This window comes from Micromonospora sp. WMMD1082 (assembly GCF_029626175.1).
Classification (GTDB): domain Bacteria; phylum Actinomycetota; class Actinomycetes; order Mycobacteriales; family Micromonosporaceae; genus Micromonospora.
This window is the reverse complement of record NZ_JARUBM010000002.1, coordinates 2,008,808-2,034,396: the sequence shown is the minus strand read 5'-3', so window position 1 is coordinate 2,034,396 and position 25,589 is coordinate 2,008,808. Positions and strand designations below refer to the sequence as shown.

At 73.0% G+C, this 25,589-nt stretch carries 20 protein-coding genes and 1 pseudogene; 12 read left to right on the top strand and 9 right to left on the bottom strand.

Features of this window, described 5'->3' with window-relative positions; genetic code table 11:
- Window positions 1-34: 34 nt before the first annotated feature.
- Window positions 35-541: a helix-turn-helix transcriptional regulator gene (locus tag O7615_RS09595; protein WP_278177031.1), complete on the top strand. Its 507-nt coding sequence runs from the start codon at window positions 35-37 to the stop codon at window positions 539-541.
- A 31-nt stretch (window positions 542-572) separates the two neighbouring features.
- Here O7615_RS09595 and O7615_RS09590 read toward each other — a convergent pair whose 3' ends face one another.
- Window positions 573-1,589: a GNAT family N-acetyltransferase gene (locus O7615_RS09590; RefSeq protein ID WP_278182033.1), complete on the bottom strand. Its 1,017-nt coding sequence runs from the start codon at window positions 1,587-1,589 to the stop codon at window positions 573-575.
- 72 nt (window positions 1,590-1,661) lie between these two features.
- Window positions 1,662-2,762, bottom strand: coding sequence for a lytic murein transglycosylase (locus O7615_RS09585; RefSeq protein WP_278177029.1), 1,101 nt, complete (start codon window positions 2,760-2,762; stop codon window positions 1,662-1,664).
- Between the two features lie 182 nt (window positions 2,763-2,944).
- Between O7615_RS09585 and O7615_RS09580 the strand changes: the two are divergent.
- Window positions 2,945-5,820: pseudogene (locus O7615_RS09580) on the top strand (adenylate/guanylate cyclase domain-containing protein).
- Window positions 5,821-5,874: 54 nt separating this feature from the next.
- Here the strand turns inward: O7615_RS09580 and O7615_RS09575 are convergent.
- The 5 genes from O7615_RS09575 to O7615_RS09555 all read right to left on the bottom strand — a co-directional run bounded on the left by O7615_RS09575 (window position 5,875) and on the right by O7615_RS09555 (window position 11,274).
- Window positions 5,875-6,411: a phospholipase gene (locus O7615_RS09575; protein WP_278177026.1), complete on the bottom strand. Its 537-nt coding sequence runs from the start codon at window positions 6,409-6,411 to the stop codon at window positions 5,875-5,877.
- Window positions 6,412-6,603: 192 nt separating this feature from the next.
- The gene (locus O7615_RS09570) at window positions 6,604-8,292 is read right to left on the bottom strand and encodes a family 10 glycosylhydrolase (RefSeq protein ID WP_278177025.1); all 1,689 of its coding nucleotides are present in this window, start codon (window positions 8,290-8,292) and stop codon (window positions 6,604-6,606) included.
- Between the two features lie 181 nt (window positions 8,293-8,473).
- Entirely contained in the window at window positions 8,474-9,199 is a 726-nt protein-coding gene (locus O7615_RS09565; RefSeq protein WP_278177023.1) for a methyltransferase domain-containing protein, read from the bottom strand.
- Window positions 9,200-9,286: 87 nt separating this feature from the next.
- On the bottom strand, window positions 9,287-9,598 hold the full coding sequence (locus O7615_RS09560; RefSeq protein WP_278177022.1) for a hypothetical protein: 312 nt from the start codon (window positions 9,596-9,598) through the stop codon (window positions 9,287-9,289).
- Between the two features lie 38 nt (window positions 9,599-9,636).
- Window positions 9,637-11,274 (bottom strand): ABC-F family ATP-binding cassette domain-containing protein, encoded by a 1,638-nt coding sequence (locus tag O7615_RS09555; RefSeq protein WP_278177021.1) that lies wholly within the window; start codon window positions 11,272-11,274, stop codon window positions 9,637-9,639.
- 61 nt (window positions 11,275-11,335) lie between these two features.
- Here O7615_RS09555 and O7615_RS09550 point away from each other — a divergent pair, with 61 nt between their 5' ends.
- The 3 genes from O7615_RS09550 to O7615_RS09540 all read left to right on the top strand — a co-directional run bounded on the left by O7615_RS09550 (window position 11,336) and on the right by O7615_RS09540 (window position 13,036).
- Entirely contained in the window at window positions 11,336-12,088 is a 753-nt protein-coding gene (locus O7615_RS09550) for an ROK family protein (RefSeq protein ID WP_278177020.1), read from the top strand.
- 104 nt (window positions 12,089-12,192) lie between these two features.
- A complete protein-coding gene (locus O7615_RS09545; RefSeq protein WP_278177019.1) occupies window positions 12,193-12,561 on the top strand; it encodes a tetratricopeptide repeat protein in 369 nt (122 codons plus the stop codon).
- A gap of 220 nt (window positions 12,562-12,781) precedes the next feature.
- Window positions 12,782-13,036, top strand: a complete 255-nt coding sequence (locus O7615_RS09540; RefSeq protein WP_013736060.1) for a Smr/MutS family protein — start codon at window positions 12,782-12,784, stop codon at window positions 13,034-13,036.
- A 36-nt stretch (window positions 13,037-13,072) separates the two neighbouring features.
- On the opposite strand, the gene O7615_RS09535 is transcribed toward O7615_RS09540, so the two are convergent.
- Together O7615_RS09535 and O7615_RS09530 are read right to left on the bottom strand one after the other, a co-directional pair.
- Window positions 13,073-13,918, bottom strand: a complete 846-nt coding sequence (locus O7615_RS09535; RefSeq protein ID WP_278177018.1) for an alpha/beta hydrolase — start codon at window positions 13,916-13,918, stop codon at window positions 13,073-13,075.
- 151 nt (window positions 13,919-14,069) lie between these two features.
- The gene (locus O7615_RS09530) at window positions 14,070-16,448 is read right to left on the bottom strand and encodes a M28 family peptidase (protein ID WP_278177017.1); all 2,379 of its coding nucleotides are present in this window, start codon (window positions 16,446-16,448) and stop codon (window positions 14,070-14,072) included.
- 160 nt (window positions 16,449-16,608) lie between these two features.
- On the opposite strand from O7615_RS09530, the gene O7615_RS09525 reads away from it, so the two are divergent.
- From O7615_RS09525 to O7615_RS09495, 7 genes are all read left to right on the top strand, one after another.
- The gene (locus O7615_RS09525) at window positions 16,609-17,859 is read left to right on the top strand and encodes a fused response regulator/phosphatase (protein WP_278177016.1); all 1,251 of its coding nucleotides are present in this window, start codon (window positions 16,609-16,611) and stop codon (window positions 17,857-17,859) included.
- Window positions 17,860-17,900: 41 nt separating this feature from the next.
- Entirely contained in the window at window positions 17,901-19,661 is a 1,761-nt protein-coding gene (locus O7615_RS09520; protein WP_278182032.1) for a sensor histidine kinase, read from the top strand.
- Complete coding sequence (locus tag O7615_RS09515; protein ID WP_278177015.1) at window positions 19,658-20,110, top strand: response regulator; 453 nt, start codon at window positions 19,658-19,660, stop codon at window positions 20,108-20,110. The genes O7615_RS09520 and O7615_RS09515 overlap by 4 nt, the downstream gene beginning before the upstream one ends.
- The gene (locus O7615_RS09510) at window positions 20,103-20,912 is read left to right on the top strand and encodes an inositol monophosphatase family protein (RefSeq protein ID WP_278177014.1); all 810 of its coding nucleotides are present in this window, start codon (window positions 20,103-20,105) and stop codon (window positions 20,910-20,912) included. Before O7615_RS09515 ends, O7615_RS09510 begins: the two co-directional genes overlap by 8 nt.
- Window positions 20,913-21,141: 229 nt before the next feature.
- Window positions 21,142-22,146 (top strand): hypothetical protein, encoded by a 1,005-nt coding sequence (locus O7615_RS09505; protein WP_278182031.1) that lies wholly within the window; start codon window positions 21,142-21,144, stop codon window positions 22,144-22,146.
- A 36-nt stretch (window positions 22,147-22,182) separates the two neighbouring features.
- On the top strand, window positions 22,183-23,736 hold the full coding sequence (locus O7615_RS09500) for a fused MFS/spermidine synthase (protein WP_278177013.1): 1,554 nt from the start codon (window positions 22,183-22,185) through the stop codon (window positions 23,734-23,736).
- Window positions 23,737-23,807: 71 nt separating this feature from the next.
- On the top strand, window positions 23,808-25,574 hold the full coding sequence (locus O7615_RS09495; RefSeq protein ID WP_278177011.1) for a serine/threonine-protein kinase: 1,767 nt from the start codon (window positions 23,808-23,810) through the stop codon (window positions 25,572-25,574).
- Window positions 25,575-25,589: the final 15 nt, after the last annotated feature.

Here is a 25,589-nt window from a genome sequence, read left to right as displayed (position 1 = left end):
GCCGTGCGGGTTCTGCCAGCGGCAAGGTCGGTGCATGTATCCCGTCTTCGAGCCGCCCGGCTTCGGCCCCACGGTCGGTCCCTTTCCCATCGCCGGTCTGGTGCGGCGTGCCCGGCGGATCATCGGGCTCAGCCAGAAGCGGATGGCCCGGTTCGCGAGAGTGGCCCCGTCGACGGTCGCGCGGGTCGAGGCGGGCAGCCTGACGCCGAGCCTTGCGGTGCTGGAGCGCCTGCTCGGCGCCGCCGGGCTCTACCTCGTGGTCGTCGACCAGGACGGGCGTGTCGTCCTGCCGATGGAGGTCTGGGACGACACCCGGGATGGCGCGAACCGTCGCTACCCGGCACACCTGAACACCATCCTCGACCCGGAGCCGGGCGAGTGGTGGGCGGACATCTACGGTCTGGCCCGGCCGCCGGAGACGTACCATCGCTGCCGCGTCGACCGGGAGGCGCGGCGGCGTCGTAGCCAGTGGGAGGTGCGGGTCGCCAAGTACCGCAACGTCCCGCCACCTCCGGATCCCCGGGCCTGGGAGCCGTATTGACGCTCGCGCACCAGCGGAACAGCGCGGCGGGTCAGCGCGGCGCGTCGAGGCGGTGAACCAGGTCGGCGACGTCGACGCTGTATTCGCACCAGTCCCGGTCGGTGCGGTAGCCCAGCTCGGCGTTGACCTTGAGCATGGCCTCGTTGGCCTGGGCGTTCCAGGTCTGCACCTCGGTCAGCTGCGGCTCGGCCGAGCGCAGCTCCAGCAGCATCCGGGCCTTGATCGCCCGGTCGATCCCGTAGCCGCGGTGGTCCTGGACGACGATGGTGTCGTACTGGTCGGCCCGGGTCGGGTGCTGGGCCGGCACGACCACCTCGGTGAGGCCGGCCACCTCGCCGGTCTGCTCGTGCAGGGCGAGCACGATGTACGGCTTCATGCCCCGCCGGTGCAGGCAGTCGAGGCTGTCGCGCAGGCGCTGCGGATCGTAGGAGCTGGGCCGTAGCTCGCCGTCCTCGACGTCCCGGATCTCGGCCTTGGCCCGCGCGTACGCCTCGATCAAGTCGTCCGGGGGACCGCCCGGGTGGAACTGGACGCCGTAGCCCGCGCCCACCCCGGTGGACATCTGCGCCAACTCGGCCCAGTCGACGCCGGAGAGGTCGAGCACGCTACGGGTCTCGACGTACTCGCGGCTGAAGCCGAGCGACTCGTAGAAGGCGACGGCGGGCGTGTCGCCCACCACCTCGACCCCGATCGACTCGAAGCCCTCCTGGTAGACGCGGCGGGCGGCGCGCAGGACGAGATCGCGGCCGAGCCCGCTGCGCCGGACGGCCGGGTGGACCAGCACCTCCAGCACCCCGATGTTGCCCAGCAGCAGCACGTGCACCTGGCCGAGGATCGCACCGGGAGTGCCGTCGGCGGCCGGCTCCTCCTGGGCGATCCAGGAGATCCGTCGTTCGCCCGGCATCACCTCGGCGAGGTATTCCCGCAGGGAACTCTCCCGCCATGGCGGATCCTGCGGAAGATCGGCCGCCAGGACCGCGTTCAGCGTGTCCAGCATCGACGCGATCTCGGCGGACGACGCGGTCCTGGGGTCCCACTCGCGCACCATCACCCGTCTAGCTTGCCGTCAACCGCAGCCGGGGGGAAGTGTCCAGTTCTCCAATGTATGCGGGCGATCACATCACGTACGACTGGCCTGTCCGTACCGGTTGGCGGCGTCGAAGACCTCCTGGGCGTACCTGCGGACGTCGTTGTACGACAGGATCGCGTTCCACCAGTCGCCCGGAATGGTGAGATTACGGCCACCCTTGCAGAGGTACATGCCCGCGGCCAGCGCCGCGTCGTGGATGTTGTGCGGGTCCTTGCGGCCGTCGTTGTCCGCGTCGGCGCCGATCTCCTGCCAGGTGGTCGGGATGAACTGCATGGGCCCGATCGCGCGATCGTAGGTGGTGTCGCCGTCCAGCTCGCCCCGGTCGGTGTCGGCGATCCGCATCCGGCCGCCCTGACCGTCCAGCGGCAGGCCGATGATCTCCGGGATCGCCCGGCCGTCCGCGCCGAGCTGGGCGTTGTTGGCCTGGCCGTGGCGGGACTCGACCAGGCCGATCGCGGCCAGCGTGGTCCAGCTCAGGCTGCAGCTGCGGTTGGTTTCGGCGAGCACCAACTCGGCGTAGCCGTACGCCTGCATGGCGATCGGATCGATGCCGACCTTGGCGCCGACCTCGCTCGCCCAGCCGGCCAGGGCATCGGACGGACGGCCGCCGACCGGCGGCGCATTGCCCGGCAGGCCCGGCGGCGTCGCACCCGGCGGAAGCGTCGCGGTGGGCGGCGGCACCTCGCCGGAGGGCTGCGGGTCGACCGGCCCGGTGGGCGTCTCGGCGGTGGCGTCCGTCGCCACCGGGCGCGATGCCCCGAGGGTCGCCGGCACCAGCAGCGCACCGGCCGTGGCGGTCGCCGCGACCAGGACGAGCAGGAACACCCCGGGCAGGGTCAGCCGTCCGCTGGGCCGCCGGGACCAGTCGCGGGTCGCCCGGGCCGCGGCGCGTGGCCCCGGCAGGCGTACGGCGTGCGCGAAGCGCACCCGGCGACGCCGGGCTGCCGGTGCGTCGGTGTCCGCTGTGGACCCGACGGGCCCGGTCTCTGCTGCCGGCTTGCCTGACCCCGACAGGGGCCGGCGGGGCCGGGGCAGCCCGATAGCCGGCCCATCCGGGTCGACGCCGGAGCCGGCGCGCGGCGTGGCCGGTCGGAGGGGTCGAAGGGTCGTACGCTCTTCGCCGTCTGCCACCCGTCGAGTATCACCCATGTCCGTGCGGACGTCAGGTCCGGTCGTACCCTGGTGCGATGCTGCCGGGTGCGGTGGTTCCGGTGCTGCACCGGCCTTGCCCGTAAGCACGGTCCGATGGCACCTTGGGGTCGGAGTCCCGGCCGGCCGTTCTCACGATGCGTGATGATCTGGTTTCGGGAAGCATGGAGCCGAGGCCAGGGGGGAGGTTCCACGCATGCCGTCACGGATCCACCTCCCGACCGGCTGGGTCACGTTCGTCTTCACCGACATCGAGGGCTCCACCCGGCTCGCGCAACTGCTCGGTCCCGGCTACCGGCCGGTGCTGGCCGAGCACCGCCGCCTGCTGCGCCGGACGATCGCGGCGACCGAGGGAGCGGAGCTGCTGACCGAGGGCGACTCGTTCTTCCTCGCCTTCGGCGACGCCAGCGCGGCACTGACCGCCTGCCTGACCGCGCAGCGTGCCCTCGGCGAGCACGACTGGCCGGCCCCGGAGGCCGCGCCCCGGGTGCGGATGGGCCTGCACACCGGCTGGGCGGAGCCGCGCGACGGCGAGTACGCCAGCCCCGAGGTGCACCGGGCGGCCCGGGTGGCCGCCGCCGCACACGGCGGGCAGGTGCTCTGTTCCGCCGCCACGGCCCGGCACGCCGATCCGCTGCCGGCCGGAGCCGCCCTGCTCGACCTCGGGCTGCACCGGTTGCGCGGCTTCGACGACCGGGAACGGCTCTTCCAGCTCGTCGCCCCGGGGCTGGAGCGGCAGTTCCCGCGACCGCGTACCGCCGACGCGGTGGCGCACAACCTGCCGACCCAGGTCACCTCGTTCGTCGGCCGGCAGACCGAGCGCGCCGAGCTGAGACAGCTCGTGGCCCGGCATCGGCTGGTCACGGTGCTCGGCGCCGGGGGCGGTGGCAAGACGCGGCTGGCCGTGGAACTCGCCACCGATCTGGTCGAGGAGCATCCGGACGGCGTCTGGTTCGTCGACATTGCCGCGGTCACCGACCCCGGCCTGGTGGCCTTCGCGATCGCCGCGGTGCTCGGGCTGCGGCCGGAGCCGGGCCGACCGATGGTGGACACGCTGGTGGAGTACGCTGCCGCCCGCCGGATGCTGATCGTGCTCGACACCTGCGACGCCCAGCCGGCGTCCTGCGCCGAGGCGGTCTCCCGGCTGCTCGCCGGTGGCGGTGGGGTCCGCGTGCTGGCGACCACCCGGGAACCGCTGGGCCTGCCCGGCGAGGTGGTGTGGCGGATCCCGCCGTTGTCGGTCGACCCGCCACCCGACGGCACCGAGAGTGACGCGGTGGCCCTGCTGCTGGACCGCACGACGGCGGCCCGGGGCGGGCGGCAGCCCGACCCCGCCGAGTCGGCCGACCTGCGGCGGGTGGTGCGGCGGCTGGACGGCCTGCCGCTCGCCATCGAGCTGGCCGCGGCCCGGCTGCGGGTGCTCTCGGTCGGGCAGCTCGCCGAGCGTCTCGACGACATGCTCGGCACGCTCGACGCCGGCCGGGACGACCCGCAGCCGCCACCGGCCGACCGGGCACACACCGGCCACCAGCGTGACACCGGCAACGAGCAAGGCGACGCAGACCTGGCGGCGGCCGCCGGTGCCGACCCGCCGATCCCCTCGGCGCGGGCGGTGGTGCGCTCGGCGACCGCGCGGCACCTGACCATGCAGGCGACGGTGACCTGGTCGTACCGGACGCTCGGCCCGCGCGCCGCGCGGTTGCTGCGCTGGCTGGCGGTCTTCGCCGGCCCGGTGGACCTACCGACGGTGGAGTGGCTGCTCGACGACGATCCGCTCGACCCGCTGTCGGTGCTGGTGGACAAGTCCATGGTGCTGGCGGAGCCGCACGCCACCGGCTGCACGTACCGGATGCTCGACCCGATCCGGGCGTACGCAGCCCGCCGGCTCGTGGAGGCCGGCGAGGAGCAGGTCGCCCGCAACCGGCACGTGGCCTGGTCGGCGCATGCCCTCCAGCGGGCACACCTCGGCCCGGACGGGCAGCCGGTGACCCTCTCGCTGTACGCGCTGGATCCGCTCGCCGGGGAGCTGCGTGCCGCCCTGCGGTGGTGCGCCACGGGTGGCAGTGCCCGCGCCGGCCTGCAGCTGGCCGCCGGCCTGGACCAGTGGTGGCGGGAGCGTGGGCTGGCGCGGGAGGGGCGGCTCTGGCTGTTCCGGTTGTACGGCCGGCTCGCCGAGACCGGTGAGTCCGTTCCGGAGGGCGAGTTGGCGGCGGCGTACCACATGCACTCGCTGCACGCCGGGGGCGACGGCGAGTTCGCCGAGGAGCTGCGCTACTCGCAGCGGGCCGAGGCGGCGGCGCGCCAGGCCGGAGACGCCGGCCTGCTGGCCCGGGTGCTCGCCGGCCGCGCCGCGCCGCTGGTCGACATGGGACAGTTCGCCGAGGCGGAGCGGGTCTGCCAGGAGGTCATCGACTGGGCACACGAGCAGGGGGTCGACGCCGAGGCGCTGTTCGCCGTGTTCCGTCTGGCCGAGCTGCTGTGGCGGCGGGGCGCGCTGGACGAGGCGGCGGAGTTGCTCGGCGCGGCCCGGCCGGTGGAGGCGTCCCGCCCGGCCGATCGTGGGCGGCGCTCGGTGGACATGCTGCTCGGCATGGTCGCGCTGGCCCGGGGTGATCTGGTGGCGGCACACGAGCACCTGCTGGTGGCGTTGCGGTCGCGGATGAACCATGGCTTCCACGGGCGGGCCTGCGACACGCTGAACGCGATCGCGGTGCGCTGTGCCGCCGGGGAGCAGCCGCTGACCGCGGCCCGGCTCTTCGGAGCGGCGCAGGCGACCAGGGCGGGCCTGCGATCGACCCCCGGGATCTACGACGGGTACTGGACGCAGCGGCAGGCGGAGCTGCGGCTGATGCTGGGCGACGCCACCTTCGACGAGGCGTACGGCGAGGGTGCCGAGCTGGGCCTGGACGAGGCCGTCGCGCTGGCGCTCGGCGTCGAGCATCCCGATCTGGCCGGCGACTCCGCGCGGTTCGCGGCGCGGGCGGGCCGCTCGGCACCTCGCCAGCCCACCACCGTCGACCGCCACACCGAACACGCCTGACAGCACCGAACGCCCGGCCGGTGGTGCCGGCCGGGCGTCCGTGGGGAGTGGTGGTCAGGCGCGGGCGCGGTTCTCGGCGTCGACCTTCATCTTGGCGGCACGGTCGATGTCGGACTGCTGGACGGCGGCGACCGATCCGAAGATGGAGACCGCCTGGTAGTAGGTCCAGGCCAGGCTGAGGCAGGCCGGCCGGACGACGGAGTTGTACGTGGCGCAGACGCGCTTCAGGTCCTCGTAGAAGGCGCTGTCCAGGCGGGACTTGTTGGCGCTGAACTGGCCGACCGCCTTGTAGTTGCGGTAGCCGAAGTCGTGCCGGGCACAGGAGAGGGAGAAGGTGAACCCGAGTGGGTTGTCCGGGCTGGACGAGCAGAAGTCGGTGGACCAGTCGAAGTTGTATTCGGCCCAGGGGCCCCGGTTCTGCCGGGCCGAGTTCCAGGAGTTGTAGCTGCTGGCGCTGGTCTGGGTCCAGCTGGACAGCACGGACAGCTTCTGTGCGGGGGTTACCGCGGCCGCGGCGGGGGAGGCCACGGCAAGGGCGGTGAACAGCGCGAGTACGGTCGAGATGAGGGTGGTGGCGAGACGTCTGGGCACGGGTCATACCTCCGCAGGGGTGGGCGGTGGGGCCAATAGTTACCGGCGAGTCACCGGAGTTCGATCAGTCTCGATCAAGGGCACGGCCGGTGGGTGTTACCCGCGAGAAATATTGGTGACCTGTGCCGAAACAGACGAATGCCCTGGACACCGGGGTGTCCAGGGCATTCGCTGACGGCCGGACGATGATCGTCAGTGGACGAATCGTGGCGGGCCGGCCACGCTTTCGTTCCCGAGGCGGTCGAGCGCGGTCACGAAGTAGGTGTACCGACTACCCGCCGTCGCCGTCGTGTCCACCCACGACTGGTTGGCCCCCGAGGTCGCCCGCACCGTGCCGACCAGGTGGGCGGCGTCGGCGAGGGCGCAGCCGGGGAGCACCCGGATGCCGTCGACCCGGTGGATCGCGTACGACGTCGCGGTGCCCAGTGGCCCGACGCCGTCGGCCAGCTGTCGCCAGCGCAGCCGTACCCCCTCGGCGTGCCGCTCGGCGGCGGTGACCACCGGCGGCAGCAGCCACTTCGCGGGCAGGTGTGGCATGGTCGGCACCAGGGCCGGCCGCGAGTAGTGCTCGGCGGCGTAGATGTCGGTCGCACCGAGCCGGTTCGCCCGGACCTGCACCGCGGAGAAGTGGACGTTGCCCAGCACCTCCGGGTGCGACCGGTGCAGCGTCAGGTGGTCGGAGAGTTCGCGCGGGTTCATCCAGTACGACCCGTACGCCGGGTCACCGCTCTTGTAGTCGGCCTGGCCGATGTAGAGCTGCACCCGGGTGTCCCGCACCTGTTCGGCCCACCACGGCACCAGCCGGGCGTAGTCGGCGGCCGGGTACTGGCCGATGTACCAGTAGAGCTGCGGCACCACGTAGTCGATCCACTCTTCCTTGATCCACTTCCGGGTGTCGGCAAAGATGATGTCGTACGACTGGCTGCCCGTGGTGTCGGAGCCGAGCGGGTCGACGGAGGCGTTGCGCCAGATGCCGAACGGGCTCACGCCGAACTTCACCCACGGCTTGACCGCCTTGATCCGCACGCCCATCTCCTGGACCAGCAGGTTGATGTTGTCCCGCCGCCAGTCGTCCCGATCGGTGAAGCCACGGTGGTACGCGGCGAAGGTGGCGTCGTCGGGCACCTGGTGGGTGCCGCTGGGGTACGGGTAGAAGTAGTCGTCGAAGTGGACCGCGTCGATGTCGTACCGCCGCACGGCGTCGAGCATCGCGGTCTGGACGAACTCGCGCACCTCGGGGACGCCGGGGTCGTAGTAGAGCCGACTGCCGGCGACGTCGGCCGGCGGGTAGGCGAAGGTCCAGTCCGGGTTCTCCCGCGCCGGGTGACCGGGGGCCAGCTGATCGAGGTCGGCGCCGGCGCCGCCCGGAGCCGGCATCGAGACACGGTACGGGTTGAACCAGGCGTGGAACTCCAGGTTGCGCCGGTGCGCCTCGTCGACGAGGAAGGCGAGCGGATCCCAGCCCGGATCCGCGCCCCGGACCCCGGTCAGGTATTCCGACCAGGGCTCGTGGGGCGACGGCCAGAACGCGTCGGCGGTCGGGCGGACCTGCACGACCACCGCGTTGTGGTGCAGCCGCTCGGCGAGGTCGAGCAACTCGCGATACTCGGCCTGCTGGGCGGCGATCCGGTCCGGCGCGGTCTGCGAGCCCTTGCTGGGCCAGTCGATGTTGGTGACGGAGGCGATCCACATCGCCCGGAACTGCCGCTTCGGGGTGGCCGGGTCGGTGACGCAGGCGCCAGCGGCGCCCGCCGCGCCGGGGATGGCGCTGACGGATGTGGCGCTGGCAGGGGTGGCGTTGGCGTTGGCGGGGATGGCGGCGACGAGCGCGCCGAGCAGCGCGGCGGTGAGTCCGGCGGCGCTGAGTCGAGATGCCTTCATGCGGTGTGTCCCTTCGTCGGGGCTACCGGGGGCAGGGAGGGTCACGACAGAAAGTTGACGGCAAGATTCGCCGTCGACCATCTATCGCTGGTAGGAAATTTTCACACCGGCCGGCGGAACGCAAGACCTCCGCCCGCCGCGAACTCGGCCGGCGGGCCCGGCGACGGTCGGTGGCGCCGGCCTAGTCGAAGAAGCGGGCCAGGTGGGAGGCGGAGGGGCCGTCGTCGTCCGGTCCCAACGGGGTGAGGTCGGCGAAGATCGAGGCGCCGTCGGAGCCGGCGTGCAGGGGGTACCAGCGCGGCGTGCCCGGCGGTCGCATCACGCAGACGCCCTTGACGGTCTGCACGTCCAGCAGCCGGACGTGGGTCGGGTCGGCCACCGCGTTCACGTGCCCCCACCAGGGGCTCATCACGTGCAGGACGCCACCCGGGCGGAGCACCCGGTGGCACTCGTCGAGCAGCGGCAGGAAGTCGATCAGATGCTCCAGGATGTGCACCGCGAACAGCACGTCGACCGAGTCGTCGGCCAGCGGGAGGGAGCCGGAGAGATCGGCGACCGCATCCACGCCCGGCGCCGGGAAGATGTCGAGCCCGAGGTTGCCCGGCCACTGCTTGGTGCCGCCGCAGCCGAGATCCACGACCACCGGGTCGCGTCCACCGACCCGCACCCGGCACCAGACGCCGAAGACCCCGGCCAGCCGGCCCACCCGCTCGCGTACCAGCCGCAGCTGCGCCGGCTCGTCGACCTCGCCGGTCAGGTGCGCGACGCCCCGGTCGAAGCGGACCTTGACTCCCAGCCCCCGCAGTCGCTCGTCGTGGGCGGCCTGGTCCGCCCACGCCTCGGCGAGGAACCCGTCAACCGCCCGCAGCCGCTCGGCGGAGGGCGGAGTGTGTGCCAACGCGACCATGCCGGTCACCTCCGGCCGGCCCGTTACCCGGAACGTTGCCCGTTATGCGTCGCTTGTCCCTGAAATCCGTGCCGGCGATCCCGAGGGTCAGCGCGGGATCGGCCGCCGGGGGCGCACGGCGCGCATCCGCTGCCGGGGCGGGGCGGTCGTCCTGAGCCGTTTCAGGTGATAGCGATGCAGCTCGTTGTTCCCCGGCAGGGACGGGTCCTCGCTCATCGCGACCAGTTCCCAGCCCTGGTCGCCGGCCCGGTTGAGATGGGCCAGCGCGGTGTCGCCGTACGGCGTGAGGTCGATCATGGAACCATCGGGGCCGTACCAGGAGAAGACCACCTCGTAGCCGAGGTCGTTGGTGGCCGGCTGACGGCGCCGCACCAACAGTGCGTACTCCCACCTGAGCATGGAGTCATTCTCGCCCCACCGGCCGGATTCCGCCGGATTCAGGATTCGGCGATCCGCCCCGCCGCCACCCGCAGCCGGCGATCGAGGCGTACCGAGTCCAGCATCCGCCGGTCGTGGGTGACCAGCAGCAGCGTGCCGGAATAGCTCGCCAGCGCGGACTCCAGCTGCTCGATGGCCGGCAGGTCGAGGTGGTTGGTCGGCTCGTCCAGCACCAGCAGGTTGACCCCGCGCGCCTGCAACAGCGCCAGCGCGGCCCGGGTCCGCTCGCCGGGCGAGAGCGTCGCCGCCGGGCGCAGCACGTGCTGCGCGCGCAGGCCGAACTTGGCCAGCAGCGTGCGGGCGTCCGCCGGGGACAGGTCCGGCACGGCAGCCCTGAAGGCGTCCAGCAGGGGCGCCTCGCCGAGGAAGAGCCCTCGGGCCTGGTCCACCTCGCCGACCACCACGCCGGGACCGAGCGTGGCCTGGCCGGCGTCCAGCGGCAGCCGGCCGAGCAGAGCGGCCAGCAGGGTCGACTTGCCGGAGCCGTTCGCCCCGGTCACCGCCACCCGGTCGGCCCAGTCGATCTGCAGGTTCACCGGGCCGAGGGTGAAGTCGCCACGGCGTACCACGGCATCGCGGAGGGTGGCCACGACGGCGCCGGCGCGGGGCGCGGCGGCGATCTCCATCCGCAGCTCCCACTCCTTGCGCGGCTCCTCCACCACCTCCAACCGCTCGATCAGCCGCTCGGTCTGCCGCGCCTTCGCCGCCTGCTTCTCGGTCGCCTCCGACCGGAACTTCCGGCCGATCTTGTCGCTGTCGGTGGCTTTGCGCCGGGCGTTGCGGACACCCTTCTCCATCCACGCCCGCTGGGTGCGTGCCCGCGCCTGCAGCGAGGCCCTGGTGTCGGCGTACTCCTCGTAGTCGGCGCGCGCCTGGCGGCGGGCCACCTCCCGCTCCTCCAGGTACGCGGCGTAGCCGCCACCGAAGTGGTTGACCTGCTGCTGATGCAGGTCGAGTTCCAGCACCCGGGTCACCGTCCGGGCCAGGAACTCCCGATCGTGGCTGACCAGCACCGTGCCGGCCCGCAACCCGGTGACGAAACGTTCCAGCCGGTCCAGCCCGGCGAGATCCAGGTCGTTGGTCGGCTCGTCGAGCAGGAAGACGTCGTACCGGCTGAGCAGCAGCGACGCCAGTCCGGCGCGGGCCGCCTGGCCCCCGGAGAGGCTGCTCATCTCCTGGTCGAGGTCGACGGCGAGCCCCAGTTCGGCGGCCACCTCCTCGGCCCGCTCGTCCAGGTCGGCCCCGCCCAGGCCGAGCCAGCTCTCCAGCGCGGCGGCGTAGGCGTCGTCCGCCCCGGGCCGGCCGGCGGTCAGGGCTCCGGTCGCCGCGTCGAGGGTGGCCTGCGCGCCGGCCACGCCGGTGCGCCGGGCCAGGAAGGCCCGGACCGTCTCGCCAAGGCGCCGCTCCGGCTCCTGCGGCAGGTGCCCGACGCTCGCGCCGGGCGGGCTCACCGCGACGCTGCCGGCCTCGACCGGGAGAAACCCGGCGAGGGTACGCAGCAGCGTCGACTTGCCCGCCCCGTTGGCACCGACCAGGCCGACCACGTCGCCGGGGGCGACCACCAGCTCCAGGCCGGTGAACAGGGTCCGGTCCCCGTGACCTGCGGCGAGGTCCTTGGCGATCAGCGTGGCGCTCACAAGCAGGCGAGCCTACCCGTCGTCGCGCGGCCGGGCCGCCGGACGAGGCAGACTCACGTGCGTGTTGACCACTCTGGCGATCGACTGCGGGGGCGGCGGGATCAAGGCCTCCGTCCTCGACGGCGCGGGCACGATGCGGGCCCAACCGCTGCGGGTGCCCACGCCGTACCCCCTTCCGCCGGATCTGTTCGTCCAGACCCTGGTGGATCTCGGCGCCCGGCTGCCCACGGCCGACCGGGTGACGGTGGGAATGCCGGGCATGATCCGGCACGGCGTGGTGGTGGCCACCCCGCACTACGTGACCCGCACCGGGCCGCGCAGCCGGGTCGACCCGGCGCTGCTCGCCCGCTGGTCGGGCTACGACGCGCGCAGCGCCCTCTCCGTCGCGTTCGGCCTGCCGGCGCTGGTGCTCAACGACGCCGAGGTGCACGGTGCCGGGGTGGTCGCCGGCACCGGCTGCGAACTGGTGCTGACCCTCGGCACCGGGCTGGGCAGCGCGCTCTTCGACGGTGGCACGCTCGCCCCGCACCTGGAGCTGTCGCACGCCCCGGTGCGCTGGGGCACCACCTACGACACGTACGTCGGCGAGCCGGAGCGCCGCCGGCTGGGCGACGCGTTCTGGTCCCGAAGGATCCGACAGGTGGTGGACGGGCTGCGCCCGGTGTTCCGCTGGGACCGCCTCTACCTCGGCGGCGGCAACTCCCGCCGGATCCGCCCCGAGCAACTCACCCGGATGGGCGACGATGTCGTGGTGGTGCCCAACAGCGCCGGCATAGTAGGCGGCGTCCGCGCCTGGGACCTCACCCCCGTGTAAGGAGGGGCCCCTGTTAACCGACGGGTCAGCCTCGGGAACAGTCGCGGTGCGGCCGATGTTGTGCCAGCGTCAGGGCAGTGGTGCGACACGGAGGGGGTGGCGGCATGGATCTGCTGGCCGAGTACCGGCGGGCGACCCTGTTCTTCGAGGCGGGCGACCCGAGCGGCGCGGCCCGGCTGCTCGAACCGATCGTCGAGGCCGAGCCGGACAACGCCGCGGTACGGCAGCTGCTGGCCCGGGCCTACTTCCAGTCGGCCCAGCTCGGTCGGGCCGAGGAGCAACTGCGGGAGCTGGTCGACCGCAACCCCAGCGACCACTACGCCCACCACGTGCTGGGCCGGACGCTGGAGCGGCTGAACCGGTACCCCGACGCCCTGCGTCACCTGCGCATCGCGGCGGCCATGCACTCGTCCAACGACGACTACACGGCCGCCCTGAAGCGGGTCGAGACCAGGGCCGGCAGCAGCCGCTGAGACGGCGGGTCGAGAGGGCAGCCCGGAAGGGCTGCCCTCTCGACGTCTGGCTGCCCTCTCGACGTCTGGCTGCCCTCTCGACGTCTGGCTGCCCTCTCGACGTCTGGCTGCCCTCTCGACGTCTGCGAGGGCTGGCGGCCGGCGCGCCCACGATGGCCTGGCCGGCGGCCGGCGTGCCTACGATGGCTCGCATGGGAGCCGACCGGACGGTGGACGCGGCATGAAGCTGAAGCTGGACCTGCACGACATCTTCAACAAGGGCCACGACATCGACCGGGCACTGCGGGGAATCATGGACGAGGCGGTGGCCAAGAAGGCCACCCTCGTCGAGATCATCCCGGGTAAGGGCTCCGGCCAGCTCAAGAAGCGGGTGCTGCGCTTCCTCGACCAGAAGGACGTCAAGCAGCTCTACCACCGCGTCGAGAAGGACTCCAAGAACTTCGGCCGCCTCTTCGTCCACTTCCGCTGGAAGTAGCGAGGAGAGCGGGGCGTTGACGTGCTGCGGATCTTGCTAGGAGCGCACCAGTGAGGCGAGCAGCGCTGCGGTCTCGCCAGGGCGGACGAGCACGCTGGCGTGGCTGACATCGAGCGACCGAATGTCGAAGCGGTTGTCGGGGGTCAGCGCGTCGGCGTCGGCGATGAACCGGTCCTGGAGCGCGATCGGGAGCGACCGGTCGGCGGTGAGGCGGATGTAGGTGCGCGGAATCCGGCCCCAGGTCTCGGCGTTGGCTCGCTCCTCGCCGCCGTCCAGGCTCTCGTCCGGTTCCAGGGTGTTGAGGTAGCCGTAGAACTCGTCGTCGGTGCCGTCGGCCAGGACAGCTTCCCGGAGCGTGGCGAGCAGCTCGGGGTCGGCGGTACGCCAGTTGAAGCGCAGCGCGCCGAGTTCCATCGGGTTCGCGGCGAGCAGCCCGGCAAGGCGGTGCAGTGCGCTCGATGCGTTCTCCGCCGAGGCGTGGTATCCCGCCGGGGTGTCGGCGGTGCAGCACCACGCGGTGATGTAGACCAGCCGGTCCACCAGGTCCGGAGCGGCGTTGCCGACTCCGGTCAGGGTGGCCCCGCCCCGGCTGTGCCCGACCAGGATCACCGGCCCGTGCTCGCGTACCCGTTTCACCACGTCCAGGACGTGCGCCACGTTGTCGGCGTGCCCGATGCCCGCTATCGCACTCGGCGCGGTTGCCAGGGCGGCGAGATCCTGGGGCGCCTGGTACGCAGCCGGAAAGGTCGCGCCGAACCCGTGCCCAGGCAGGTCGACGGCGAGCGAACGATGCCCGCGCAGGGCCAACTCCCGCTGCATGGGCGCCCAGGTGAACGAGTTGCTGCCGGCACCATGAACGAAGACGAAAGTCGGATCAGTCATCGAGTCATGATCGCATTGCCTCTTCCGTCATCCGAGGCCGGGGAGTGGTCAAGCTCCTCGACCGGCAACCGCAGGCCGAACGGATCTTGGTACGTCGTTGCCCCTCCAGGGGCCGTTTCGTACCAAGATCTCGGCGAGAGGGATGGCGGGGTTATAGGGGGTAGGTGTGGGCTACGGCGAGTAGCTCGGAGGTATGGGAGCCGGCGATGCCGACGTTCGGGGGGCGGGGGCGGAAGCCGGGGAGGGCGTCGAGGCCGTCGCTGGCATCCATGGCGCGGAGCACGAGCTGGCCGGCCGTCGGCTCGACGGTCAGGGTGATCTCGATGCCTTCGGGCGGTGGGGCGTGGAAGACGATGCCGAAGCCCCATCGGCCGTCGCGTTGCTCGACCGGCACCGGGCGGCCGGCCACCTGGGCGCTGCGTACCGTCGCGGTGTTCGTGTCGACGTGCAGGGTGACCAGGCGTACGGGGCGTTGCGGGGTGAGCCGCAGTGTCACGGTGCGCGAACCGGCGGTGGTGGTGTCGGACAGCACGTCGAGCCGGGGCGCGGGCAGGCCGGCGGCCTCCGCCGGGCCGCCGAGCAGGTCGCGCGCACCGATGCCGGGGAACTCGTCGGCGAGCTGGACCGGGCCGTCGACATACTCGTCGGTCCAGGGCTGTGGTGCGGATTCGTGACTGAGCCAGCGGGCCTGACCGGTACCGGTGTCCAGGGCGTACATAAGGTGGGTGGGTGCGGGGTGCGCGGCGTCGAACCGGTCGACGGCGATGCCGGTCACGGCGAGGGTCACCGCGGCGAGTGCGGCGGCGCCGGCGGGCAGGGCGCCGAGCCGGCGGGCCCGCAGCGCGACCATGCCGCGCTGGCCGCCGGCCTCCGGGTGCAGCAGGTCGACCACGGGCAGCGCGGCCAGGCCGAGCAGCACCGCGAAGAGCGCCGCGACGCCGCCCATCGCCATGCCCAGCGCCGGGAACAGCAGGACCACGGTCGGCAGCAGCACGATCACCGCCACCGCGCCGGCGACGGTCACCGCGATCACGGGTAGCGGGCCGCGCAGTCGGGTGGCCAGCGACACCAGCCCGGCGAGCGCGCCGGCCAGGGCGGGCAGGGTCGCCAGGTACGCCCCGCCGGGCACCAGCACCGCGAGCAGCACGCCGAGCAGCGCCAGCCAACCGAGCCCGCCGATGGCCAGCGCGGCCGGGCCGATCCGGCGGCGGGTCAGCGCGTACCAGGCGAACACGACGGCGGCGGCGAGGGACAGCACCGCCAGCCGGTACCAGGTCGGCCGGTACGGGTCGAGCAGCTCGGCGTTGCCCGGCCGGAGAGCGACGATCGCCGCCCAGAGGAGTTGGGCGCCCACCGGCGCGACCACGATCGGCACCAGAGCCAGCCCGAATCCGGCGGCCAGCCGACCACCGGTGACCCGACCCCGGCGTCGGGCCAGCCAGCCCAGCACGATCACGCCGGCCAGCGCCAGCAGTGCCAGCGGCAGCGCCAGCGGGCCCGGGTAGCGGGCGAGGCCGCCGGGGACGGGGAAGTAGGTGGCGTCGTGGCCGGCGCTCAGGTCGCCGAGGTCGATCCGGCCGAACTCGCGGGCGAGGCCGAGCGTGTTGTCCCCGTGATGCTGGAGGCTGGCCCGGTCCATGGCGGCCGGGGTATCCAGCGGGGTGTGGTAGATCGCGCCGCCGTCGAGGTACGCCGAGTTCAGTCCGAGGAAACCCTCGTCGAGGAAGGCGGTGAAGTCGGTGTCGTTGGGCAGGGCGCGGTACACCTCCACCGCGAACGAGGTGCCCACCGGATGCGGTGCGGCCCGGCCGAAGACCTCCACCAGCGCCGCGTTCTCCGGCGACGTCTCGAACATGATCACCGGTCCGGTGCGACCCCGCGCCTCCAGGTTGAGCACCACTCCCTTGTCGGCGGCGAGCGGGTGTTCGGAGGCGAACGCCGACGCCCCGCACAGGCACGCCTCCTCGGCGTCGGTGAGGACGAAGACGATGTCGTTGCGGGGCGCCGGGCCGTCGGTCAGCGCGCGGGCCACCTCCAGGATGGCCGCCACCCCCGCGGCGTCGTCGTTGCCGCCCGGCCCGGTCTGCACCGCGTCGTAGTGGGCGACCAGGAACACCGTGCCAGTGGGGTCGGTGCCGGCCAGCCGGGCCACCACGTTGCGGACCCGGGCCAGGGTGGCGCCGCCCGCCGCGCCGCTGAGCTGACCGGCCTCCTCGGCGACGGTGTCCTGCACCTGGGGTTCGAGCCCGAGCTCGCGCAGCGCGGCTTCGAGGTGGGCGCGGACCTCGTCGTTGGCCGGGCTGCCCGCGACGTGGGGCCGCCCGGCGATCCGCGGGACATGTGCGTACGCGCGAGTGGCGCTGAACTCCGCGGCCGGCGCGTCGGCCGGACGCGGCGCCGGCGGTCGCAGGTCGAGCAGCGCGCCCGCGCCGACGGCGACGAGCGCGACGAGTGCCGCCAGGGCGGCGAGGTGACGCCGGTGCGGCCGGGTGAGGGCGCGCTCGGCGGCGGGGCTGGGGGGTGCGCCCACGGGGGTGGCTCCTCGCAAGGGGTGGGACCTGGGGTGCACATCATCCTCCATGCCGCCTGAGGGCGCCCCGTCATGTTGTGTGCGAACGTTGTCTAATACAGGATCAGCAGGGCACTCGGAAGGAGCCGACATCACCAGCGATCTCCCGCCCGTCGCGGCGGTGACCCGGCCGCACCGGGGGACCGGGATGCCCGGTCCCTCCGTCGTGTCGTGGCCGTACCCGCAGGGAGGGCTGGGCAGCAACCCCAACCTGCCCCCCGGAGAGCGGCTGCGGGTGCTGCTGGTCGAGGACGATGAGGGTGACGCCTTTCTCGTCGGCGAGCTGTTGGCCGAGACGAACTCGGGAATCGACCTGCTGGTGGCGACCAGCCTGAGCGAGGCCCGCCGGCGGGTCGCGGGTGTCGACTGCGTCCTGCTCGACCTGGGCCTGCCCGACGCCCAGGGGCTGGACGGGCTGCGGCAGGTGCTGGAGATGTCCGGCAGCGCGGCGGTCTGCGTGCTGACCGGCCGCTCCGACGAGCACCTGGGCATCGTCGCGGTCGCCGAGGGAGCACAGGATTACCTGGTCAAGGGCCAGGTGGACGGGGTGCTGCTGACGCGGGCGCTGCGCTACGCGGTCGAGCGCAAGCGGGCCGACGAGAACGCCCGCCGGCTGCGCGAGGTCGAGCTGCGGCAGGCCGAGTCGGCCCGGTTGGAGCGCGGTCTGCTGCCCCAGCCGCTGATGTCGACCGACCAGATCGCGGTGCACACCTTCTACCGGCCGGGCCGGCACGCCGCCCTGATCGGTGGGGACTTCTACGACGTGGTGCAGACCCATCCCGACCGGGTCGATCTGATCATCGGCGACGTCTGCGGGCACGGGGTGGACGAGGCGGCGCTCGGCGTCGAACTGCGGGTGGCCTGGCGGGCGCTGATTCTCGCCGGGGTGCCGGACGACGAGGTGCTGCCCGCGCTGGAGCAGGTGCTGATGAGTGAGCGCCGACTCCAGGAGATCTTCGCGACCGTCGCGGCGGTCCGGCTGGACCTCAGCGCCAACCGGGCGACGGTGCGGTTGGCCGGCCACCCGCCACCGGTGCTGCTCGCCGGGGGACGGGTGACGCCGGTGCCGGCACCGGGCGGCCTGTTGCTGGGCGTACGGCCCCGCCGGCCCGTCGCTTTCGACCTGGAGTTCGACACCGATGACTGGTCTCTGCTGATGTACACCGACGGTCTGATCGAGGGCCGGATAGGCGAGGGCGACGAACGCCTCGACGTACCGGGCCTGACCCGCCTGCTCGACGAGCCGGCCAGCCGGACGGTCCCGCTGCCCGAGCTGCCGGCCTGGCTGGTCGGCCGGGCCGAGCAGCTCAACGACGGCCCGTTCGCCGACGACGTGGCGATGCTGCTGGTCACCCGGGGTGGTGGCCGGTGACGACCACGGGCGCCGGGTGGAGCCTGCGGAGCCGACTGGCGATGCTGATCGCCGTCGTCGGGCTGCTGCTGATCGGGGTCGCCATCGCGGAGGCGGTGGTTGCCACCCGTAACCGGGCGCAGATCGACGCGGTGCTCAACAAGACCGGTCCGCTGCGCGCCCAGTCCCAGGAACTGCTCGCGGTGCTGGTCGACCAGGAGACCGCGATCCGGGGGTACGCGCTGACCGGCGAGCGGGCGGATCTCGGCCCGTTCGACGCCGGCCGGCAACGGGAACAGGAGCTGACCAGCTCGATGGATCGGCTGCTGGTCAGCTATCCGGAGCTGCGTGACGAGTTCGAGCTGGTGGGGCAACGGGCCGACGAGTGGCGGCAGGTCGTCGCGCTGCCGGTCATCCAGGCGATCGAGGCGGGCGGAACGGACGCCGGCCAGGAACTGCTCACCGACCGGTCGCGGCAGGAGTTCGACGAGATCCGGGCCGCCGTCAACGTGTTGCAGGACGGCATCCTCGAGGTCCGCGACGAGGCCGCCACCGACGTACGCGAGACCAGCAACCTGCTCGTGCTGCTGCTGGTCATCGCGGCGCTCGTGGTGGTGGTCGCCGGGGTGACGCTGCTGGTCTCGCTGGAGCGGATGGTGATCCGCCCGCTGACCGGCCTGGCCGGGCAGGTCCGCGAGGTCGCGACCGGCGACTACGGCCACGGGATCGCCGGTACCGGGCCGCCGGAGTTCCGGCGCCTCGGCGAGGACGTGGACCGCATGCGCCAGAAGATCGCGGCGGATCTGGCCGAGGTGCGCCAGGCGCGGGAGCGGATCGAGTGGGTCAACGCCCAGTTGCAGAAGCAGGCCGAGGAGCTGACCCGGTCCAACCGTGACCTGGAGCAGTTCGCCTACGTCGCCTCGCACGACCTGCAGGAGCCGCTGCGCAAGGTGGCCAGCTTCTGCCAGCTGCTCCAGCGGCGGTACGCCGGCCGGCTCGACGAGCGCGCCGACCAGTACATCGCGTTCGCGGTGGACGGCGCGCAGCGGATGCAGCGGCTGATCAACGACCTGCTGGCGTTCTCCCGGATCGGCCGGCTCACCGTCGGGTTCGCCGACGTGGATCTCAACGAGTTGATGGCGGAGGTCGCGGCGCAGACCGAGCCGGCCCGTCAGTACGCCGACGCCGAGCTGACCTGGGGTGAGCTGCCGGTGATCCGTGGCGAGGAGCCACTGCTGACGAACCTGCTGGTCAACCTGGTCAGCAACTCGGTCAAGTTCCGCCGCCCCGACGTCGCGCCGAAGGTGCATGTCTCGGCCCGGCTGGTCGGCGAGGACTGGGAGATCACGTGTCAGGACAACGGCATCGGGATCGAGCCGGAGTTCGCCGACAAGATTTTTGTGATCTTCCAGCGGTTGCACGCCAAGGACGCGTACCCGGGGACCGGGATCGGGCTGGCGATCGTCAAGAAGATCGTGGAATACCACGGCGGTCGGGTCTGGGTGGACACGGATGTGCCCGAGGGGACGGCGATCCGGTTCACGCTGCCCGCGCTGCCCGCCGACGTCGAGGCCGCGAGGAGTGGCACCGGAGCGGACGGGCCGCCCGCCGACGCCGACGGGCCGGCCGGGTCCGACCCAGAGGCGGGGACGGACGTGGCGTCGGGCCGGGCCGGTCACGAGGGCCGGGCCGCTGACGAGGCCCAGGTCGGTGGCGGTACGGTCGGCGCGGGGGTCGACGGCGAATCGGAGCGCTCCTCGGCCGTCGCTGATCCGGCACGGGGCAGCGGTGGAACAGGCGGCATGAAGGAGGCGGTGGGATGACCGCGCCGGCGGACGGCAACAGCCCGATCGAGGTGCTCCTGATCGAGGACGACCCGGGTGACGTCCTGATGACCCAGGAGGCGTTCGACGAGCACAAGGTGCGCAACCGCCTCAACGTCGTCTCCGACGGCACCGAGGCGTTGGCGTACCTGCGGGGCGAGGGCCAGTACGCGGACGCGGTGCTGCCGGATCTGATCCTGCTCGACCTGAACCTGCCCCGGCGGGACGGCCGGGAGGTGCTGGCGGAGATCAAGAAGGACGAGCAGCTCTGCCGGATCCCGGTGGTGGTGCTGACCACGTCCCAGGCCGACGAGGACATCCTGCGCAGCTACCAGCTGCACGCCAACGCGTACGTGACCAAGCCGGTCGACTTCGAGCAGTTCATCGCGGTGGTCCGGCAGATCGACGAGTTCTTCGTCAGCGTGGTGAAGCTGCCGCCACGTGGCTGACACCATGCTGGACGACGTCGCCGGGCTGTTGCGGGAGACCGCCGAGCGCGTCGTACTGCCATTGTTCCGGCACCTCGGCGACGCCGACGTGACCGAGAAGGCTCCCGGTGAGGTGGTCACCATCGCCGACCGCCGGGCCGAGGAGATGATCACCGCCGGCCTGCTCCGGCTGCGGCCCGGTTCGGTCGTGGTCGGCGAGGAGGCGGTGGCGGACGATCCCGACCTGCTGGACCAGCTGCGCTCCTCCGGTGACGTGTGGCTGGTCGATCCGGTCGACGGCACCGCCAACTTCGCGGCGGGCCGCCGCCCGTTCGCGTTGATGGTCTCCCTGCTCACCGACGGTGAGCCGGTGGCCGCCTGGGTGTTCGACCCGCTGGCCGACGTGCTGGCCACCGCCCGCAGTGGCGAGGGCGCGTATCTCGACGGGCATCCGTTGCGCCTGCCCGGCGTGGTGCCGCCGGTGGGCGAGCTGCGGGGGACGGCGATGACCAGGTTCCTGCCGGGGCCCTCGCGGCGCGCGGTGGAGGCGGGCGGCGCGCGGATCGGCGAGCTGCTGCCGGGCCAGCACTGCGCCGGGCGCGAGTATCTCGACGTGCTCACCGGTCGGCAGCAGTTCGTGCTCTTCTGGCGCACCCTGCCGTGGGACCACGGCCCGGGCACCCTGCTGGTGCGGGCCGCGGGCGGGGTGGCCCGCCGGCTCGACGGCACGGACTACCACCCGGCCGGCACCGAGGACGGTCTGCTGGTCGCCGTCAACGACGAGGTCTGGACCGAGGTGCACACCGCCCTCCTCCCGGGCTGACATGGCGGCTGCCCGCGCCCGCGATGCGGAGGGTGAGAGGGGGGTGGCGGTGTGTCGACAATCGATGGGGTGCGGAGGTCGGGGGCCTGGTGCTGGGTGCCGGTTCCGGTACGCTGACCGGCGGCCTTCCGCCAGCAGGCCGCCGACCGGCGCCGGCGGAGGTCGCCGCCGCGCAGTGACTCACCGGGGGGTCGGCGGCCGACGAAAGGATGCTTTCGTGCGCAGGTCCATGTCCATCGGGCGGCGGGCTCACCGGCCGCTGATCGTCCTGCTCGCCGCCGTGGCGCTGCTGCTCGGTGTCGGTGCCGTGCCGGCGTACGCCGAGCCCAACGAGGGCGGCAGCAAGAAGCTACGGGACGCCCTGGAGGCCACCGCCAAGGCGCACATCGAGGCCAAGCGCGAGCTCGATGGTTCCAAGAAGCGGCAGAAGCGGATGGCCACCGAGCTGGCCGAGCTGGAGAGCCGGCTGGGCGAGCTGACCGCGCTGGTCGGCGAGGTGGCCGCGCAGTCGTACCGGGTCGGCCGGCTCACCCCGGCGGCGGCGCTGCTGGACAGCGGGACCCCGGAGGCGTTCGTGCAGCGGGCCGCCAACCTCGACATGATGGCCCAGCGGGACGGTCGCCGGGTGCGCGAGCTGGCCGATGCCCGCGAGGAGGCCCGGGCGGCCAAGCTCGCGATCAACGCCGAGGTGCGCGAGCAGACCAAGCAGCTCGCCGTGATGGCGAAGAAGAAGAAGGAGGCCGAGGCGGCCCTGGCGGCGGTCAGCTCGGGCAGCAGCGGCGGCTTCAGCGGCGGCAACTCCGCGACGGCGAGGCCGGCACCGCGCAACTCCGACGGTTCGTTGCCGAGCGAGTCCTGCTCGGTGAACGACCCGACCACCTCGGGCTGCATCACGCCGCGCACCCTGCACGCGCTCCAGCAGACCCAGGCCGCCGGGTACAAGCGGCACGTCTCCTGCTTCCGCAGCGGCGGCTCGGGCGAGCACCCGAAGGGCCGCGCCTGCGACTTCTCCGCCGCCACGAACGGGTTCGAGGACCGCACGGCGACCGGTGGCGACAAGGCGTACGGGGACAGCCTGGCCGCCTGGCACGTCCGCAACGCCGACCGGCTCGGCGTGCTCTACGTGATCTGGTTCCGGCAGATCTGGCACCCGGGCGTCGGATGGCGGGCGTACAGCGGCAGCGGCAGCCCGGCCGCCGACCACACGAACCACGTTCATCTCTCGATGTTGTGACCCGTGGCGCGGGGACCGCTGCGTACCATCGCCACGATGAACTCTCCATCGCCTGACGTGGCGGTCCCACCCGTACCATCCCGGCCGGAGGTGGCCCGGGCCCTGCCCAACGGGCTCGCCGCCTTCCTGGTCTTCTACTCCAGCGGTGCCGTCCTGGTCCTGGAGACCGCGGCGCTGCGCCTCGTCGGGCCGTACGTGGGGGTCACCCTCCAGGTGACCAGCTCGGTCATCGGCATCGCGCTGGCGGCCATCGCCTACGGCGCGTGGGCGGGCGGCTGGCTGGCCGACCGGCGCAACCCGCGTACGCTGCTCGCGCCGGCCCTGGTGCTCGCCGGCATCGCCACCGCGATCACCCTGCCGGCCGTGCGCTACGCCGGTGAGGTGCTGCGCGGCGGCGCGGCCAGCGCCATCCTGCTGCTGGTCGCGGTCGCCGTGTTCGCCCCCGCCATGCTGCTCTCCGCGGTCACTCCGCTGGTGGTCAAGCTCCAGCTCGCCGATCTGCGCCGCACCGGCCAGGTCGTCGGCCGGCTCTCCGGCATCGGCACGCTGGGCGCCGTGACGGCCACCCTGGTCACCGGCTTCGTGCTGGTCGCCGCCCTGCCCAGCACCGTCATCCTGTTCGGGCTGGCCGCCTCGCTCGGCATCGTCGGCATCGGCCTGGGGGTGTACCTGCACCGGCAGGACCGGGCCACGCTGCCCGGCCCGGGGCGGGTCAAGGCCGCCCTGGCGGTGCTCGGCCTGGCCGGTGCCGGGCTGACCATGGTCGCGCCGAACCCCTGCGACGTCGAGACGGCGTACCACTGTGCCCGGGTCCAGGCCGACCCCGGCCGGGCCAGCGGGCGGACGCTGTTGCTCAACTCGGCCCAGCACTCGTACGTGGACCTGGCCGACCCGACCCACCTGGAGTACGCGTACACCCGGTGGATCGGTGCGGTGGCCGACGTGATCGCCGCGCCGGGCCAGCGGCTCGACGCGCTGCACCTGGGCGGCGGCGGCTTCACCGTGCCGCGCTACCTGACCGCCACCCGGCCCGGCACCGACAACCTGGTCTTCGAGATCGATGGTGGGCTGGTCGAGCTGGGGGAGCGGCGACTCGGCGTACGGCAGGGGCCGGACCTGCGGGCGGTGGTGGGCGACGCCCGGCTGCTGGTGGCCGCCGAGCCGACCGCCAGCCGGGACTACGTGGTGGGTGACGCCTTCGGGCACCTGGTGGTGCCCTGGCACCTGGCCACCCGGGAGATGGCCGCCGAGATCCGCCGGGTCATCCGGCCGGGTGGGGTGTACGTGCAGAACGTCATCGACTATCCCCCGCTGCGCTTCATCCGCAGCGAGGTCGCCACCGTCGCCGCCGAGTTCGGGCACGTCGCGTTGATCGCTCCGCCCGAGGCGCTGGCCGGTGAGCGGGGCGCCAACTTCCTCATCGTGGCCTCCGACGCGCCGCTGCCGCTGGCCGCGGTGCGGGCCCGGCTGGACGACGGCAACGAGCCGGCCAGCCTGCTCAGCGGCGGTGACCTGACGGACTTCGTCGGCGATGCGATGGTGCTGACCGACGATTACGCCCCGGTGGACCAACTGCTCGCCACCGCCTGATCGGGTGACATCGTCGACCGAATCCGACCAGAAAGGTGTAGGGAGCCTCGCGTCGGGCAACAACGCCGACCATGGGTGGTCGGGTACGCAGGGGAGCACAGCTGCTCGGTGAGCGGTACCGGCTGATCGAACAGGTCGGCGCGGGCGGCATGTCGGTGGTCTGGCGCGGCTACGACGAGGTGCTCGGCCGGCAGGTCGCGGTCAAGGTCCTCGCCTCCCGGCTCGCCAGCGACCGGGCGTTCCGGCACCGGATCCGGATCGAGGCCCAGGCCGCCGCCCGGCTCTGCCACCCCAACATCACCAACGTGTACGACTACGGGGAGTCGGTACAGGTCGGGCTGACCCTGCCGTACGTGGTGATGGAGCTGATCGACGGCGGCCCGCTCACCGCGCGCCTGGCCCGCGACGGCCAGCTGCCGTGGCGGGAGGCGGTGACGGTGGCCGCCGACGTCGCCTCCGCGTTGGCCACCGCGCACGCCCGGGGGGTGGTGCACCGCGACGTCACCCCCGGCAACGTGATGCTCACCGCGACCGGGGTGAAGGTGGTCGACTTCGGCATCTCGGCGCTGGTCGGGGAGAGCGAGAAGGGGCCGGACGGCACCCTGCTCGGCACACCCGCGTATCTTGCCCCGGAACGGCTCGACAACGGCCAGGTCAGCCCGGCCACCGACGTGTACGCGATGGGGCTGCTGCTGTACCGGATGCTCACCGGGCGGCTGCCCTGGCAGGCCGACACCACCACGCAGATGCTGCGGGCGCACATGTACCGCGAGCCGGAGCCGATGCCCGGCGTGCCGGGGTTGCCCGGCGGCGTCGCCGACCTGGTGCATCGCTGCCTGGCGAAGCGGCCGGCGGACCGGCCGGTCACCGCCGAGCTGGCCCGGATCCTCGCCGAGGCGGCCGGGAAGGTGCCGGCGGTGCCGGTGGCGGTTGGCGCCGGCACCGCCGGCCCGGTGTCGTCGGCCGGCGCCGGCACCACGATCCTGCCCTGGTCCGCGGCGACCGACGCGCTGCCCCTGGTCGGGCTGCGGCCCCTGATCGGCCCGCGGCGCGGTCGGGCGCCGGACCGCCGGCGTCGGGCCGAGGCGATGGTGGCCGCCGCGGCGCTGATGGTCGTCACGGCCACGGTCTGGGGCGTCACGTCGCGGAGCCCGGCCAGTGGGGGCATCGACCAGCCGGCCCAGGCCCGGATGGGCAGCGAGCAGCGCACCCCCTGCCAGGTCACGTACGCGCTGCGCAAGGACTCCGGCAAGGACTTCACCGCCCAGCTGAGCCTGACCAACACCGGCGACCGTGAGTTGCGCGACTGGACGATGAGCTTCGCGTTCCCCGGTGAGCAGCAGGTGACCGGCGCGACGCCGGCACCGGTACGCCAGCAGGGCCGGGCCGTGGCCGTGCAGCCGGATCCGAAGCGGCCCGCCCTGGCGCCGGGCGCCACCGAGAAGCTGAACCTGACCGGGCGGTACACCGGGGCGAACCCGCTCCCGGTGGAGTTCCGGGTCGGCGAGGCGGTGTGTGGGGTGCAGGTCTCCGGCGTGGCCGGCAGCGCGCCGACCACCAAGCCGAAGCCGAAGGCGAAGGCAACGCCGACCAAGCCGACGCCGACCAAGACGGTGAAGGCCACGGCGGGGAAGGCCGGCTCCGGGGGTTCCGGTGGCGTCAAGCCCACGCCGCAGCAGGCCAAGCCGGGCCAGGCCAAGTCGGACAAGGCCAAGCCGGAGAAGGGCAAGCCGGGCAAGGCCAAGTCGGACAAGGGCGAACCGGGCAGGGGCAAGGGCAAGCCGGGTGGGGCAGAGCCGCAGCCGGGCAGGCCCGGCAGGGCACCCGCTGCCGGGTAGCCTGCCCGGCGCTGC